This window comes from Hymenobacter qilianensis, from assembly GCF_014638675.1.
Taxonomy (GTDB): domain Bacteria; phylum Bacteroidota; class Bacteroidia; order Cytophagales; family Hymenobacteraceae; genus Hymenobacter; species Hymenobacter qilianensis.
The window spans coordinates 1140173-1156084 of sequence record NZ_BMFN01000002.1; the positions used below are offsets into that span (position 1 = coordinate 1140173).

Annotated in this window: 15 protein-coding genes; 11 read left to right on the forward strand and 4 right to left on the reverse strand. The window is 53.1% G+C overall.

What is annotated here, in order from left to right; genetic code table 11:
- Window positions 1-10: 10 nt before the first annotated feature.
- On the reverse strand, window positions 11-1108 hold the full coding sequence (locus IEW06_RS12520) for a chorismate mutase (RefSeq protein ID WP_187734159.1): 1098 nt from the start codon (window positions 1106-1108) through the stop codon (window positions 11-13).
- 165 nt (window positions 1109-1273) lie between these two features.
- On the opposite strand from IEW06_RS12520, the gene IEW06_RS12525 reads away from it, so the two are divergent.
- The 6 genes from IEW06_RS12525 to lysS all read left to right on the forward strand — a co-directional run bounded on the left by IEW06_RS12525 (window position 1274) and on the right by lysS (window position 9396).
- On the forward strand, window positions 1274-2464 hold the full coding sequence (locus IEW06_RS12525) for a proline dehydrogenase family protein (protein WP_187732823.1): 1191 nt from the start codon (window positions 1274-1276) through the stop codon (window positions 2462-2464).
- A 123-nt stretch (window positions 2465-2587) separates the two neighbouring features.
- Window positions 2588-2956: a hypothetical protein gene (locus IEW06_RS12530; RefSeq protein WP_187732824.1), complete on the forward strand. Its 369-nt coding sequence runs from the start codon at window positions 2588-2590 to the stop codon at window positions 2954-2956.
- Window positions 2957-3159: 203 nt separating this feature from the next.
- Window positions 3160-3981 (forward strand): hypothetical protein, encoded by an 822-nt coding sequence (locus IEW06_RS20920; protein ID WP_308422014.1) that lies wholly within the window; start codon window positions 3160-3162, stop codon window positions 3979-3981.
- Window positions 3982-4327: 346 nt separating this feature from the next.
- Window positions 4328-6481, forward strand: coding sequence for a carboxy terminal-processing peptidase (locus IEW06_RS12540; protein ID WP_188548366.1), 2154 nt, complete (start codon window positions 4328-4330; stop codon window positions 6479-6481).
- A gap of 243 nt (window positions 6482-6724) precedes the next feature.
- Window positions 6725-7762: a hypothetical protein gene (locus tag IEW06_RS12545; protein ID WP_187732825.1), complete on the forward strand. Its 1038-nt coding sequence runs from the start codon at window positions 6725-6727 to the stop codon at window positions 7760-7762.
- A gap of 125 nt (window positions 7763-7887) precedes the next feature.
- Complete coding sequence (gene lysS, locus IEW06_RS12550; protein WP_187732826.1) at window positions 7888-9396, forward strand: lysine--tRNA ligase; 1509 nt, start codon at window positions 7888-7890, stop codon at window positions 9394-9396.
- Between the two features lie 370 nt (window positions 9397-9766).
- Here the strand turns inward: lysS and IEW06_RS12555 are convergent, their stop codons facing one another.
- Window positions 9767-10201 carry a YtxH domain-containing protein gene (locus IEW06_RS12555; RefSeq protein WP_187732827.1) on the reverse strand — a complete coding sequence of 145 codons (435 nt, stop codon included), beginning with the start codon at window positions 10199-10201 and terminating at the stop codon, window positions 9767-9769.
- A 174-nt stretch (window positions 10202-10375) separates the two neighbouring features.
- Window positions 10376-10810: a YtxH domain-containing protein gene (locus tag IEW06_RS20925; protein ID WP_187732828.1), complete on the reverse strand. Its 435-nt coding sequence runs from the start codon at window positions 10808-10810 to the stop codon at window positions 10376-10378.
- 305 nt (window positions 10811-11115) lie between these two features.
- Here IEW06_RS20925 and IEW06_RS12565 point away from each other — a divergent pair, with 305 nt between their 5' ends.
- The 5 genes from IEW06_RS12565 (at window position 11116) to IEW06_RS12585 (ending at window position 13921) form a co-directional block, all read left to right on the forward strand.
- On the forward strand, window positions 11116-11337 hold the full coding sequence (locus IEW06_RS12565; protein ID WP_223284888.1) for a Kazal-type serine protease inhibitor domain-containing protein: 222 nt from the start codon (window positions 11116-11118) through the stop codon (window positions 11335-11337).
- A gap of 19 nt (window positions 11338-11356) precedes the next feature.
- Window positions 11357-11728: a cupin domain-containing protein gene (locus IEW06_RS12570; RefSeq protein WP_187732830.1), complete on the forward strand. Its 372-nt coding sequence runs from the start codon at window positions 11357-11359 to the stop codon at window positions 11726-11728.
- A gap of 94 nt (window positions 11729-11822) precedes the next feature.
- Complete coding sequence (locus IEW06_RS12575; protein WP_187732831.1) at window positions 11823-12680, forward strand: dienelactone hydrolase family protein; 858 nt, start codon at window positions 11823-11825, stop codon at window positions 12678-12680.
- Between the two features lie 326 nt (window positions 12681-13006).
- Entirely contained in the window at window positions 13007-13354 is a 348-nt protein-coding gene (locus IEW06_RS12580) for a hypothetical protein (RefSeq protein ID WP_187732832.1), read from the forward strand.
- A gap of 171 nt (window positions 13355-13525) precedes the next feature.
- Window positions 13526-13921 (forward strand): hypothetical protein, encoded by a 396-nt coding sequence (locus IEW06_RS12585; protein WP_187732833.1) that lies wholly within the window; start codon window positions 13526-13528, stop codon window positions 13919-13921.
- A gap of 95 nt (window positions 13922-14016) precedes the next feature.
- Here the strand turns inward: IEW06_RS12585 and IEW06_RS12590 are convergent, their stop codons facing one another.
- Entirely contained in the window at window positions 14017-15579 is a 1563-nt protein-coding gene (locus IEW06_RS12590) for a M28 family metallopeptidase (protein WP_188548367.1), read from the reverse strand.
- Window positions 15580-15912: the final 333 nt, after the last annotated feature.

The following is a 15912-nucleotide window of genomic DNA, read 5'->3' on the forward strand; positions in this document are numbered from 1 at the left end:
TAAAAGACGGCTATTCGGGGTTCTGGTTCATAATCTCGGTTTGCTTGCGAATGCTTTCCAGATGAATCAGCTCGTAGAGCTTGGCCACAAACGGATCATTCAGGCGCAATTTTGCCCCCCAGTCTCGCCGCGACGCGAATATTTCCTGCCAGCGGTCCATCTGCAAAATCTTCACGTTGTTCTCCTTCTTGTACTCGGCCAGCTGCTCTACCAGCGCCATGCGCGCGGCCAAAGCCTCCATCAGCTCGCGGTCAGCCGTATCGATTTGCTGCCGCAGCTCTTCCGCTTTATTCAGAAAATCGGCATTGTTGGAGGAGCGGTAACGGTATTTCAGCTCGGTGAGAATTTCGGCCAGTCGAGCCGGCGTTACCTGCTGCGCCGCGTCGGAAAGGGCATGATCAGGATCCGGGTGCGTTTCAATCATCAGGCCGTCGTAGTCCAGGTCGAGGGCCTTTTGCGACACGGGCAGAATCAGGTCGCGGCGCCCACTGATATGGCTGGGGTCGCAGATGAGAGGCACTTCGGGAAAGCGTGCTTTCAGCTCGAAAGCCAGCTGCCAGGTAGGCGCATTGCGGTAGCGTGAGGGAGCAAACGTGCTGAATCCGCGGTGAATAGCGGCCAGATCGGTGATGCCCACGCGCTCCAACCGCTCCAGCGCCCCGGCCCACAAGGCCACATCCGGGTTCACCGGGTTCTTGACCATCACGGGCACGCCAGTACCAGCCAAAGCATCGGCTAACTCCTGCACGGCAAAAGGATTAACCGTGGTACGGGCCCCAATCCAAAGCACATCAATGCCATGGCGCAGAGCATCTTCTACGTGGCGGGGCGTGGCTACTTCTATGGTTACGGGCAAGCCAACTTCCTCCCGTACCCGCTGCAGCCATGGCAGCGCGGCGCCGCCCATGCCTTCAAACCCACCGGGCTTGGTGCGCGGTTTCCAGACGCCCGCGCGAAACAGGTCTACGTTGCCCATCGCCTTCAAGGCGCGGGCGGTGGCAAGCACCTGGTCTTCGGTTTCGGCGCTGCATGGCCCCGCAATAAGCAGCGGCAGCCCTTTGCTGGCCAGCAAACGGGCAAAAAAAGTAGTGGCGGAGGACGTATTCATGAAAATAAACGCGGGTTCGGTAGTGAGCGGGCGCAAAAAGCCCCCCAGCTCCTCCGGTAAGGGTACAGGAAAAAGAGCGGGCTGCAAGGTAACTCTACCAGTCAAAACGTTGTTTAAAACCTATCTTCGCCCACCCAAAAGCGTTGTTTAAAAACCACCCGCTCTATGCTAGCTACCCACGCCCCGTCGCTTTCCTTCAACGATACCGCTGTTGCCTTTGCCTCTAAGTCTGATGCCGAACTGCGCCAGATGTACGCGTTGTTTGCGGCTATGAATAATAATACGCTGGTGAAAGCCGGCGGCGGCATGATGAAAGCGGCGCTGAAATGGGGCCTGCCGGTGAAGTTTCTGATCAAGAAAACCATCTTTGAGCAGTTCTGCGGCGGCGAAACCATTCAGGAGTGCCTACCCGTAATTGAGGAGTTGGGCCGCTACAACATCGGCACCATCCTCGACTACTCGGTGGAGGGCGAAGGCAGCGACAAAAGCTACGACCACACGCGCGACGAGATTCTTGCCACCATTGATCTGGCTCATCGCTCCACCCATATTCCCTTCTCCGTATTTAAAGTAACGGGCCTTGCCGACAGCGTTATCCTGGAGAAAGTGCAGGCCAAACAAACGCTTACCCAAGCCGAACAAGCCAGCTTTGAACGCTCCAAAGCGCGGGTCGATGCCATCTGCGGCCGCGCTCACCAGTATGGCGTGCGGGTGTTTGTGGATGCGGAAGAAAGCTGGTTTCAGGAAACCGTCGACAACTTGGCGTATGAGATGATGGCCAAGTACAATCGCGAGTCGGCTATTGTCTGGAACACCTACCAGCTCTACCGCCACGACCGTTTAGAAGCCATTCAGCAAGCCTGCGAAACCGCCAAGCGCGAGGGCTACTATCTGGGGGGCAAATTGGTACGGGGCGCGTACATGGAAAAAGAAAGCCGGACCGCGGCCCAACGCGGCTACCAGAACCCGATCAATCCCACCAAAGAAGCCACGGATCAACTCTATAATGAGTCGTTGCGCTACTGCGTGACCCACGTCGACCGCATCAGCATTTGCGCCGGCACCCACAACGAGGCCAGTTCTTTACTGCTCACGGAGCTGATGCAGGAGCACAATCTGCGGCCCCAGGATACGCGCATCTGGTTTGCTCAGCTCTACGGTATGAGCGATAATCTGAGCTACAACCTCGCCAACGCAGGCTACAATACCGCCAAGTATGTTCCCTACGGCCCAGTAGAAGCGGTTATGCCTTACTTACTGCGCCGCGCCGACGAGAATACCGCCATTGCAGGGCAAAGCAGCCGGGAGTTTTCGCTTATTCAAAGAGAAATGACTCGACGTAAGAGCAAAAAATAGGACGTACAAAAGGAGCCCTTACGTCGGCACAGTTTTGGTTTGCGCTCACATGACTGCTCAAATATGTTAGTTTTGAACAGTACATTGCCAAATCTTTCCCGCCCGACTACTCCCGTTGCTCCAATGAATGCTCGTGTCCGCAGCCACTTAATTCGATTTGCCCGTAACCAGGTAGGTACTACCAGCTACCTGAATCTGGTACAAGAAGCCGAGTTAGGCCTCAATCTGGAGATTTCGCACGAAAAGTCACGGCTGAACGAGATTCTAAGTGAGATATCAGAGAAAGAATATCAGAATGGGCGCCCTATCCTGAGCTGCTTGGTAAAAGTGGCTGGCTCAAAAGGGCAAGGTGATTCCTTCTTTAAGCTGTGCGAGCGATTGGGTTTAGGCGAATGGCGCACCCTAAAGCAGGACCCGGAATTTTTAAAAAATCTTCGGTATGAGTGTCGGGAGTTTTGGCAGATAGATGCCAATTATGAGAAATTTGGCTGATTTAAGCTGAGCAATCAGCTCATCTGTAGGCTGTAATAAGTTAGAATCTGAAGATAGAATAGCAGCTATACTGAAATTTCTGTAACCCCTGCATGAAACGCGCCGTTTAGCTACTCAACTGGCTAGTCGAGCGCTTTTCTGTTTTAAAGCATTCGTAGCCAGCCAAACTCTCCCTTAATCACAATCTAATCTACCCTACCCAAATGGAAACGAACAACAGCAACAACCCGGCGAACACTGGAACAGGCTCAGGCGCTAACTACGGAACTGGCTCAGCCGGTACTGGCACGAGCAACAGCACGACGGGTAATACAACTTCAAGCGGTAACATGGGCAACTCCAGCACTGGAAGCTCTAATGTAGAAGGTGATGATTTCAGCGCTACTGCTAAAGGTGCCTCTATCGCTGGTACTCCTGGTGCTGTAGTAGGCCGTGGCATTGATGCAGTACAGAACACTGCTGACCACGCTGCACACGCAGTAACCGGCCAGCCTTACGACTCCAGTAAGAGCAGCGGCATGATGACTAGCTCATTCCGCGACCGTGATAGCGCTGAGCGTGCTTACAGCACCCTGTCTTCACGTGGCTACAGCAAAGATGACGTCAACTTGTTGATGTCGGATGAAACCCGTAAGCGTCACTTCGGCGAAAACACTCCTGACACTGACCTAGGCGACAAAGCTATGGAAGGTGCTGGTGTAGGTTCGGCCATTGGTGGTACTGCTGGTGCTATTATCGGTGCCATCGCCGCTATTGGTACTTCAGTTGCACTTCCTGGCTTAGGCCTTGTAATCGCTGGTCCTATCGCAGCAGCTTTGGCTGGTGCCGGTGCTGGTGGCCTGACTGGTGGCCTTGTAGGTGCACTAGTAGGTTCAGGTATTCCTGAGGAGCATGCTGCTGAATATGAGCAGGACATTAAGCAAGGCGGCATTGTAATGGGCGTAAAACCCCGCAACGATGAAGATGCCCGTTATTTCGAAGAGGAATTCCGTCGTCATAACGCCGACCGCGTTCGTCGTTACTAGTAGCTCCTTTATAGCTAGCTAGGTTTTTATAAAAAGCCCCCTCTAACCTAGAGGGGGCTTTTTTGTTGTATATGATGATTGAAGTAGAACTGTCGCCTTATTTTAACTATAATGCTTTGGTTTCCTTATCCAAATGGCATCATGTTGCGTAACTGTAGCTGTTTGGTGAGTCCGGCTTATGTGGAGTAGTGCAACCCTACCGGCAAAGCCGCTTCCTTTCCTGTGATTTTGGGCACTTATTTGCCAATAGCTAGCGTTTTAAGCTCGTAACCGGCTCCAAGCTTGATAGCTGATAAGTGGCTCGCGGTTCATTTCCTTTTGATTTCTCCATTTCACGCTGATTTCCATGTCTTCTCCCCGCTTAAGAATAGGGCTCTATGCCTCGCTGGTGATGGCCATCTTTGTGCTTGCTTCATACAAGCTCTACCGGCGAACCGATGCCCGGGCGCCGCAGAAAGATGAAGTCCTCATCAAAGCCATGCTTCAGGGTTTGACTGTGGCCCATTACCAACCGGAAAAAGTGGATGACGCTTTCTCCAAGCGGGTGTTTGACCTATACCTGAAGCGCATTGATTATAATAAGAAGTTCTTGTTGCAGTCGGATGTAGCCCAGCTTCGCAAGTACCAAACGTCCATCGACGACCAAGTAAAGGCTGGTACCCACGAGTTTCTGGATATGAGTACGCAGCTCATGAACCAGCGCATGAAAGATGTGCAGGTCATGTACCGCGAGATTCTCACGCAGCCCTTCGAATTTTCGAAGGAAGAGTCGTTTGAAACGGAACCCGAAAAAATGACTTACGCAGCCGACAAAGCGGCACAGCGTGAGGAGTGGCGCAAGTATCTGAAATACCAGACGATGTCGCGGGTTTCGGAGATGATGGACGAGCAGGCCAAGCGCAAGGAGAAAGCTTCCGCCCCCACCGCTTCTATCAGCAAAACTGCCGTGGTAGCTCCCAGCGAGCCAAACCGCACACCCGCCGAGATGGAGATTGAGGCCCGTAAGCGCGTGTTGAAGTACTTCGACAGCCAGTTTCAGGATATGATGCAGACGGATGACAGCGAGCGTTTGGCGCTCTATGCCAACGTTATTGCAAACACTTATGACCCGCATACCGAATATTTTGCCCCCCGGGACAAAGACAAGTTCGACGAGCAGATGACCGGCCAATTTGAGGGTATTGGCGCTTCCTTGCAGGAAAAGGATGGCCAGATCAAAGTATCTGATCTGATTCCTGGCAGTGCCTCGTACCGTCAAGGCGACTTGAAAGCCGGCGATATCATTTTGCGTGTAGCGCAGGGTGCCGCCGAGCCGGTTTCGATTGAAGGCCTGCGCCTAGATAAAGCCGTAGCGCTGATCAAAGGCAAGAAAGGCACGGAAGTACGCCTTACGGTGAAGAAAACCGATGGTAGCACCCAGATTATCCCCATCATTCGGGATGTGGTAATTATCGAGGAGACGTTCGCCAAATCAGCTACCATTGATGACAACGGTAAAAAGATAGGTTATATCCGTCTGCCTGGTTTCTATGCTGACTTCAACGACAATGGCGGCCGTAGCAGCGCCACCGACGTGAAAAAGGAACTGGAGAAGCTTACCAAGGAGAACGTTCAGGGCGTTGTGCTCGATCTGCGCTCCAATGGCGGCGGCTCGTTGCAGGATGCGGTAGAGATGGCCGGTCTTTTCGTAGAAAATGGCCCTGTAGTGCAGGTTCGCTCCAGCCAGGGCGCGCCAAATATCCTGAATGACCGCGACCCCCGCGTACAGTATTCTGGTCCGCTGGTTGTACTGGTGAATAAGTACAGTGCTTCCGCCTCTGAGATTTTGGCCGCAGCCATTCAGGACTATAAGCGTGGCATCGTAATGGGCTCGGCCAGCACGTATGGTAAAGGCACGGTACAGCGCATCTTCGACTTAGATGATGCAATGCCAGCCGAGTTCAACAACATCAAGCCTTTTGGCTCGCTGAAGTTGACGACGCAGAAGTTCTACCGGATCAATGGCGGCTCTACGCAGTTTAAGGGCGTGGTGCCAGACATTATTCTGCCCGACCTGTACAGCTACCTCGACCAAGGCGAGAAAGAGCAGGATTACCCCCTGAAATGGGACGAAATCAGCCCTGCCCGCTACCGCCCGTGGAGCGGTGCTCCGGCCGTAGCTAAGCTAACTGAAGCCAGCAAGAAGCGTGTAGACACTAGTGAAAGCTTTAAGCTGATCAACGGTATGGTGCAGCGCATGATCAAGCGCAAGAACGATACAATGGTCAGCCTGAAGCTGGATACCTATCGTGCCGAGCAGCAACTGGCCAAAGCCGAGTCAGATAAGTATGAGCAGTTGCAGAAAGCTGCGCAGCCGCTTAACATTGCTCCTTTGACTGCTGACCTGCGTCAGCTAGGTTCCGACACGGTACAAGTAAATCGGGCCACCCGTTTCACTCGCAACCTGAAGAAGGACATCACTTTGCGTGAAGCTGTAGCTGTCGTGAAGGATCAGATCTAAGCACCTTATGTGAGAGCCGTCAAATCTTACTAAAAAAGCCCCCCAGAGCGATTCTGGGAGGCTTTTTTTATGCGCTTAAGTTGATGACAACTAAATTAGTAAATCGACCCTGAAAAGCATTACTAAAAATGCTGCTTATTAATTATGCAACTCATTGATTTACAACATACTAAATAGCTATAATATTTGCGATTATTTTTAGTAAATATGCAACTCAGACCACCCCTTTACTGTTTACTTAGCATGACGACGATATTAGAGAACAACATCATTCCGCTCGTTACAGACGAGCAGCGGCAAGCAGAGGAAACGTGGCGCAAATCGATTCCTGCCCAGGTTTTTCTCAATTACTTCTTTGCCATAAACTACCACATTCAGGAAAACGACGACGCGACTGGCGGCTTGCAGCATCTGCCCTATTTCCGGGCGCATCAGGCCGAGCTAACCGACGCCTACTTCCCGAATATCACCAAGCTCCTGCACGCCTGCTGGAGCACGGAGTACGCGCTGCGTGCTACCGCTGAGCTAGGCGACGAAGATTACCTGCGTAACGCCCTGCACTGGACGTTCCCGCAGGCTTACCATACCATTCTGTCGGGTTTGCAGGCTTTTCTGTACACCACCGGCGTACGCTCCAACAACTCTTCGCTGATTCAGCGTGAGGTAGGTCGTTTGGTTGTGCGCAATGCCTACCCACGCCCGGTGTCGTTCTACGCCGCCGGTGCCTACGGCGACTTTAGCATCCATCGTCTGCCGCTGGCTGGCTACAAGGCGGGCTTGCACATTGCCGGCAAAGAGATTGAAGCCCAGGCTCAGATCGGCCAGTTTCTGCGCACTACGCGCAAGATGAAGGCTCAGATCACGCGTCAGCAGGTGCAGGCTAACCCCAACACCGCGCTGCGCAGCCAGAAGACCGGCAAGGTGCTCGACAAGTGGACTCCGCAGCATTGGCAGCAGATTACGTGGCGCTTAGGCTACACCACCATCTTCGATCTGCTGAGCCGCCTGCGCATTTCGCAGACCAGCCGCGAGATCGAGCGTTACGTGGAAGCTGAGATTGACTTCAAGCTCTTCCATCAGTCGCTGCTCAACATTGTGAGCTACCTCAATGGTATTCACGAGAGTTATGTGGCGAAGGCTATGGGCTTGGAGCGCTATCAGCAGCTTATTGCTGATCTGCCCAAGCACTTGCAGCACAGCTTCGTGGCTGATCGTCTGCGCAATCGCATCGAGCCGCTACTGACCGGCGAGGCACCTGCGCAAATGAACATCGCGGCTTAATCCGCTCTATTTACAGTCTTACTCCTAATACACGTAAGCGCTGCTCCCCTGGGGCGGCGCTTTTTGTTTCTGTATAATCCGGGCGGCGGGCGTAACTTCGCGGCCTTATTTTTAAGCCCTTGACCATGCACCATCTCAGCGAACAGGAACAGCAACGCCGCCACAAACTCGATGAGCTACATAAGCTCGGCATTGAGCCGTATCCGTCCGAGCTGTTCGACGTGAATTTCTCAGCGCAGGAAATCCATGACAACTATCACGTTGAACTCAATAATTTCCAGGAAGTGAGTCTGGCGGGCCGCATCATGTCGCAGCGGGTGATGGGCAAGGCTTCGTTTGCAGAGCTGATGGATTCGTCGGGTCGCATTCAGCTTTATATCAACCGCGACGAGATTTGTCCCGGTGAGGATAAGGAGCTGTACAACACGGTTTTCAAAAAGCTGATTGACCTCGGCGATTTCGTGGGCGTGAAAGGCCGCGTGTTTAAAACCCAGGTGGGCGAAACGTCGGTGCACGTGACAGAGTTTAAGCTGCTGTCGAAAGCTCTCCGTCCGCTGCCAGTGGTAAAGGAAAAAGACGGCCAGATCTACGACGCATTCACCGACCCGGAACAGCGCTACCGCCAGCGCTACGTGGATATGGTGGTGAATCCGCACGTGCGCGAGACGTTTATGAAGCGGACGCTGCTGGTGCAGGCCATGCGCAACTATCTGAACGACAAAGGCTACTTGGAGGTGGAAACGCCTATCCTGCAGCCCCTATACGGTGGTGCGGCGGCTCGTCCGTTTAAAACCTTCCACAACACCCTGGACATGACGCTGTATCTGCGCATCGCCAACGAGCTGTACCTGAAGCGCCTGATTGTGGGTGGTTTTGATGGGGTGTATGAGTTCAGCAAAGACTTCCGCAACGAGGGCATGTCGCGGTTTCACAACCCCGAGTTTACCCAGATGGAGCTGTATGTAGCCTACAAGGACTACTACTGGATGATGGACCTGGTGGAGGAAATGGTAGAGCGCGTGGCCTTCGAGCTGCATGGCAAAACCGAAGTGCAGGTAGGCGACAACCTCATCAACTTCCAGCGGCCGTGGAAGCGCTTCACCATGTTTGAAGCCATTCAGCACTTCACCGGCGTCGACATCACCAATATGGACGAAGCGGCGCTGCGCGAAACGGCTCAAAAGCTCAACGTGCACCTGGACCCCAGCATGGGCAAAGCCAAAATCATCGATGAGCTGTTTGGTGAGCTATGCGAGCCTAAGCTCATTCAGCCCACGTTCATCACTGATTATCCGGTGGAAATGTCGCCGCTGGCGAAGAAGCACCGCTCCAAGCCCGGCTTGGTGGAGCGCTTCGAGGCAATCTGCAACGGCAAAGAAATCTGCAACGCCTTCTCCGAGCTAAACGACCCCATTGACCAGCGTCAGCGCTTCGAGGATCAGCTGGAGCTGGGCAAGCGCGGCGACGTGGAGGCTATGGTGCTCGACGAGGACTTTCTGCGGGCCCTGGAGTACGGAATGCCCCCCACGGCTGGCCTCGGCATTGGCATCGACCGCCTGAGCATGATTATGACCAACTCCAATTCCATTCAGGACGTGCTCTTCTTCCCCCAAATGAAGCCGGAGAACAACTAACAGCACAATCATTCAGCAAAACAAAAAAGCCCCCCAGATACATCTGGGGGGCTTTTTTAATTAAAACAATCACAGCTAGCGACTCGCCACGCTTCAATTCAGAAGATATAAAAATCAGAAAGCCTCCCGCAAAAATCACGAGAGGCTTTCCTTTATAACTGACTTACCCTTCTAATCGGGGTGATAGGAAGAAGCTTGCGATGAACAATCTGATTTTGCTACTAAGTCTGTTTGACCAATACTTAGCAGAAGCTCCTACTGTCGGCAATTTTACTTCCGATACTTCTCCGATTTTCTTTCAAGCCAGTTACGCTTTCTTCAACGTAACCAAGTAGTTAAGGTTTCAAAAAGCGAAAAAACTTTTCAGTTTTTAAAGGCCGCGAGTCGGGCCTTCCTGGTTGAGGATATCATCGGCGTTGGTGCCACCGATGGCGCCGCCACCTACCGAACCGGTACCGGTAATGTCTTGGCCGCCCCGACGACCGGCGCTAGGTGCGCTGGCTACGTCGCCGCTTTGGTCGCCGCTCAAGCCAACCGTTGACTTCAGGGAGTTAAGAATGTCGTCGGCGTTGGCACGGTTGGCCAAGTCCTGACCGGTTTGCACAACACTGCCCTTCAAATCATTAACCTTCGCCAGGCTATCCTGGAATAGCTTGGTCAGGTCGTCGCTGAACTTAGAAGCCGATTTTTTGAGTGTGGTGCGCGTTTCCTCGCCTGTTTCGGGCGCCAGGAGCAAGCCTGCAATGATGCCAGCACTTGCGCCAGCCAACAGGGAAAGAATGATTTTGCCGTTTTGGTCTTTCATGAACGTAAGCAGTAAAAAATAGAAAGATGAATACGGATCGGCCCTGCGGGCTGCGTAGGCCGCAGGGCCGATCCGCCACTTGTAACGCTATTGCGCGGCGAAGGTTATCACAAAAAAATCCCCTCCTCTAGTGTAGAGAAGGGGATTTTTTAGCGTTCAAAAGCCAACGTTGGCTTACAGATCGTTCAGCATTTTGGTGATTTCACGCTTGCCTTTGCCGAGCTTCTGCTGCAGGCGGCCTACGAGATCTTCTTCCTGACCTTCAGCATATTGCAGGTCCTCGTCGGTGAGCTGAGCATATTGCTGACGCAGCTTGCCTTTGCTCTCGTTCCAGTCACCTTTCAGCTTCAGGCTGCTGCCTGCGCCCGTGATGCCCATATCTTCGAGCTTCTCTACGTAGCCTTTAAACTGAGAATCAAGCTGTTCGCCATATTTGGAAAGCTGCTCGCCCAGCTGGCCGCTGTACTTAGCAGCAGCGTTCTTCAGATTGCCACGAGTAGCAGTGCCTTTGTCAGGAGCCATCAGCAAACCTGCGATGATGCCGGCGCTAGCGCCAGCTAATACGGCTAGAAGAATTTTTCCTGAGTTGTCTTCTTGTTGATACGACATGTTGGTAAGGAGAGAAAGTGAATACTTGAAAACAGGCGGCAAAATCGTTGGCTCCAAAAGGTGGAAACAGCGAAGTGAGGGCGCGCCTGGCTTGCTAAGCTGATTGCCTATACGAACACTGTTAAGCTGGGTTATATTTAAGGAATAAAAAATAGCTAAAATAAAATATACCGTTAGTCAGGAAGGCATTTTGCCCCCCAGCCCGTACTTTGACTTACCTACCCAAGTTGGGCAGGCAGGTTATTTTCCTTTATTCGTACATGAAAAACCTACTTTTTGCAGCTGCCTTTCTGCCACTGCTGGCTATGTGCAGCCAGCCGCCAGCCGCCACTACCGCTACCACTCCGGCTGCCTCTACCGCCGCCTGCATCGATTCTGCCAAAATCGATCCGGCCGGTATCTGCACCATGCAGTACGACCCCGTGTGCGGCTGCGACGGCAAAACCTACAGCAACGACTGTGTAGCCTCCAATGCGGGCGTGCTCACTTTCACGAAGGGCGAGTGCCCCACCACTCCGAAAAACTAAGAATTTGCCCCCCAGCCTTATGTCTGAACAGAAAAAGTACTTCCGCCAGCAAGCACCCTTCCGCGTGCCCACCACCGACGGCAAGCTCATTGAGGAGCACATTGGCCTGGCTAGCACGCACACCGCCCAATACAGCGTGGCGCACATGGTGGCGCCGCCCCAGTGGAGCGAGCCTCACCAGCGTCCCGAGTTCGATGAAATAACCATCGTGGTGCGCGGCCGCAAGCGCTTTGAGGTAGATGGCGACATCATTGAGTTGAGCGCCGGCGAATCGCTGCTGATCAAAGCCGGGGCGCGGGTTCGGTATTCCAACCCGTTTGATGCGGAGTGCGAGTACTGGTCGATCTGCGTGCCGGCCTTTTCCATGGACACCGTTAACAGGGAAGCGTAGCGCTGAGATATGAGAAGTAAGATACACGTCTGCTTCTTTCCCTCGAAGTTGTTTATCTTATAATCACATCTCTCATTCTCACTTCTCCTATATCATGGACCAGCGCATCATTAACCTCTTCGACGAGTACACCCACGCCCCGCTCAGCCGCAAGGAATTTATGGAGCGCCTGCTGAAAATAACGGGTGGCGCGGCGCTCGCCACGGCCGCGCTGGCGGTGCTGGAGCCCGGCTATGCCAACGCCGCCACCGTGCCCGTGCAGGATGCTAAGCTGGAAGAAGAAACCGTGAACTGGCCCGGCGACGGCACCACCATGCAGGGCTACCTGGTGCACCCGAAAGGCAAAAAGAAGCGCGGCGCCGTGGTAGTCATTCATGAAAACCGCGGCCTCACACCCCACATCAAAGACGTAACGCGCCGTGTGGCCCAAGCTGGCTACCTGGCTCTGGGCGTCGATGCGCTTTCACAATTCGGCGGCACGCCCACCGATGAAGACCAGGGTCGTACCCTCATCGGACAGCTCGACCCACAGAAAACGCTCAATAACTACCTCGCTGCCCTCACTTACCTGCGTCAGCGCCCGGACAGCAACGGCAAAACGGGCTGCGTGGGTTTCTGCTGGGGTGGCGCTATGGCCAACCGCCTCGCCCTCAGCGACCCTAAGCTAAATGCCGCTGTAGCCTACTACGGCACCCAGCCCAAAGACGCGGACGTTTCCAAAATTAAGGCGCATTTGATGCTGCACTACGCCGCCCTCGATGAGCGTGTAAATGCTGGGGCTGCCGCCTATGAAGCTGCTCTGAAAGCCGCCAATGTGAAGTATCAGCAGTTTATGTACGAAGGCGTAAACCATGCTTTCAACAACGACTCGTCCCCTGCCCGCTACAACGCCGAAGCTGCTAAGCTGGCTTGGGAGCGGACGTTGGGGTTGTTTAAGAAGGAGTTGAGCTAGGCGATTCTAGCTACATGACACTTCTATCCAATTTTAAGGTGAGACTATTAGCGGTTTTGTGCTGGACGGTATTTTTTGCAGGTTGTCAGGAAAAGCCCTCCACGCAAACCCCTACGGCTCCAGTTGGCACTGTCTCACCAGCCCTTGATACATCGGCAGTCAGTCAGGCACCCGAAGCGGTGGCAGCGCCGCCAGATTCGGTTGACGAATACTTGGATTAGGACGCTGCTAAAATTAACGGAAAACTGCCACTGGTTAGCAAAACGGAGGATCTGTATAAGCTGTTAGGCCAGCCTGATAGTTTAGCAAACCCAGACTTTCGGGATGTGTGCGTTAACTACTTCGATAACAAGGTTTTTCAGTATGCTTATTTCAAAGAAAGCCGGGCAGAAGTATATGGTGATACGGCAGTTATTACCTCCATTAATTTCCGCCAAAACCCGGCATTAGAGCTAACAACTCCTACTCTTACGCTAAACAGTAAGACCACTTTAGCGGAGCTTGCTAAAATTTATCCGCTAGCTGTAAAAAATCAGGGTGAACTGGACGTGCATAGAGTCGGCAAGCGAACTCAGGTTTCTCTGGCAATGAGTAAAATCATGAGTGAAGAATCTTGGCTTTTACTTTTCGATAAAGGACTATTAGTAAAGATACTGTGGACAATGCAGTGCTAGAGTGAAGCTACACTGAACTCTCATAGGAACAGAGATTTACATTGACTGCGTATACACCCAACCTCTACTATGAAAAGGTATTGCTTACGATTCTTATTAGTGCTTGTGCTTCTGCATCAGCTACCGCAGCTTGTCTGTGCCCAAACGGTGACGCCAAAGCCCAGCAGTTATATGCAGATCTTCTATCACGGCACGAAAAGCTTTCCTGGGTCTGCTTACATGAGCTTTGCTCCGGCTTTTCGTAATCAAACAGATATCCGGTTGAATGAACCGGATTTAACGAGAGCGACGGCTAATTCTAATCTTGGCAAATCAGATCAAATAGTCGAAGTAAGAGCGACTAATGGAAAAGACGATCCTAAGTTGAAAGTAGCTGAACAAGAGCAGCAAAAGGAGCAACAGAGTAGTCTGGCAACTATGATAAAAAAACAGGAAGAGCGCGGACAGAAAATGCGTGCTCAACTAATGGTATCATTAAATGAGGCCGCCTCAGAAGGCTGGGAAGTTGTACAGATGAGTTCGTACGGAGACGGCGGCCTAGTGTACCTGCTTCGTCGAGCCAAGTAATGCAATCTGGCGCTTAATGCCACATATCTTTGAACTAAGTAAAAAAGCCCCCCAGAAACAGTCTGGGGGGCTTTTTTCGACTTAATAACCAAAGTTTACGACTTCGGAACGGCTGCGGGCAGCGGCTTGCGTGGCAGCTTCTGGTCGCGCATAGCGGTGTGGTACACGAAGGAGGCTACAATGACGGAGGCCTGCTTAAGGTCATCGGCCTGCAAACGGTCGAAGGTATCCTGGTTGGTGTGGTGGGTGCGGGTGTTGTAGTCGAGGCCGTCCTGCACGAATTGGAAGCCGGGCAAGCCTACTGCGTCGAAGGCCAGGTGGTCGGTACCGCCGGTGTTGCGGGGCGTTACGGTCGTGGCACCCATGTCGGCGAATGGCTTTAGCCACGCGTCGAAGATGGGCGCAACGCCTTCGTTGCCCTGCAAATAGATACCGCGGATTTTACCGCCGCCGTTATCGAGGTTGAAGTAACCAGCCAACTTTTCGTGGTCGGGCAGCAGCTTCATAGTAGCGGGGTCGGCGAAATGGTTCTTCACGTAGTTGCGCGAGCCGTGCAAGCCCTGCTCCTCTTCACCCCACAGGGCAATGCGAATGGTACGGCGAGGCTTTACGCCGGTAGCCTTCAGGATGCGCATGGCTTCCATCATCACGGCGCAGCCTGCTGCATTATCCGTAGCGCCAGTGGCAGCGTGCCAGGAGTCCAAATGCCCCCCAAGCATCACAATTTCCTTTTTCAGCTTCTTGTCGGAGCCAGGAATCTCGGCTATAACGTTGTAGCCTTTTAGGTCGGTGTTCTGGAAGCGCGTCTTGGTTTCCATCTCTACTTCTACCGGAATACCAGCTTCCACCAACCGAATTAGACGCAGTTGGTCCTCGGGCGACATTTCTATTTCGGGCAATACAGGCTTCGCGTCAGCGGCGTATGGAGCACCATTGCTAGTGAAGAAAGTGCCGTGCGAACCACCACGCGTACTTAGCACCGCGGCAGCGCCTTCGCTCATCAGCATTTCGTTGAGCTTAGTACGCAACGCTGCCTGAGCACGACGGGCGTTCATTCGTTCCGTCATAGCTGGGTCTTCGGTCGTTGGGCGCGCGGGCTGAGCTTCCATCATTTTGGTTAGCTCATCATCGGTGTAGCGCTTTGCGTCGGCCTCAAAGGTGGTTTTGGGCGGTGTGGCTACGGCCGTCAGCACAATTTTATCGCGCAGCTTACCTTGAAACTTAGCTAAATCAGCTTCGGTAGTAGCATTCACATATACTACCTGCTTTTTCACGTTGCCGGTAGTAGAGGGCGTCCAGGCTTTGGGCGCGCCAATCATGGCGTGGTAGTAAGGCGCCGTCATAGCCACATACGACTTCTCGATGTCCCAGCCGCGGCCGAAGTCGCCCCAGGGCTCGATGTTGGCGTTGCTCATACCCCACTTGGTGAGCTGGCCTTTGGTCCACTCGTTGGCACGCTTCAAGCCGTCGGAGTTGGCTAGGCGCGGGCCGCAAACGTCGGTGAGGTAAAAGGCCGTTTCCATTACCTTGGAGCGGTTCATGCCTTCATCTTTGATCTTGGCAATCATAGCCTGATCAACTTTTTCGGCTTGTTGGGCCAAGGTAGGCGCGGCCAGAGCCAGGCCCCCGGCCAAGGCTAAGAGTCGGAGTATCGTCATGTGGTTTGGTTGGTGGTGAAAGATAGTTTAGGGGTTAAAGTACCGAGAAAAGCTTAAGAGTTGCAGACAGTCATACTTTAGAACGTCATGCAGAGCAGCGCGAAGCATCTCGCCCGCTTCGTTGAACTGGCGTTGAGTACTACTCAGTAGAGATACTTCGGCTTCGCTCAGCATGACCGCCTTTTTACAATCTGACGACCGCGAGCGAGATGCTTCGCTACGCTCTGCATGACATTCAATTTTATGCTTTTCTATTTAGAGCACGACGGACATAATAATACTATTGTGTCCAAAGGCCGATAACCCCACTCCCATCTCTCGCGTCTAACTCAG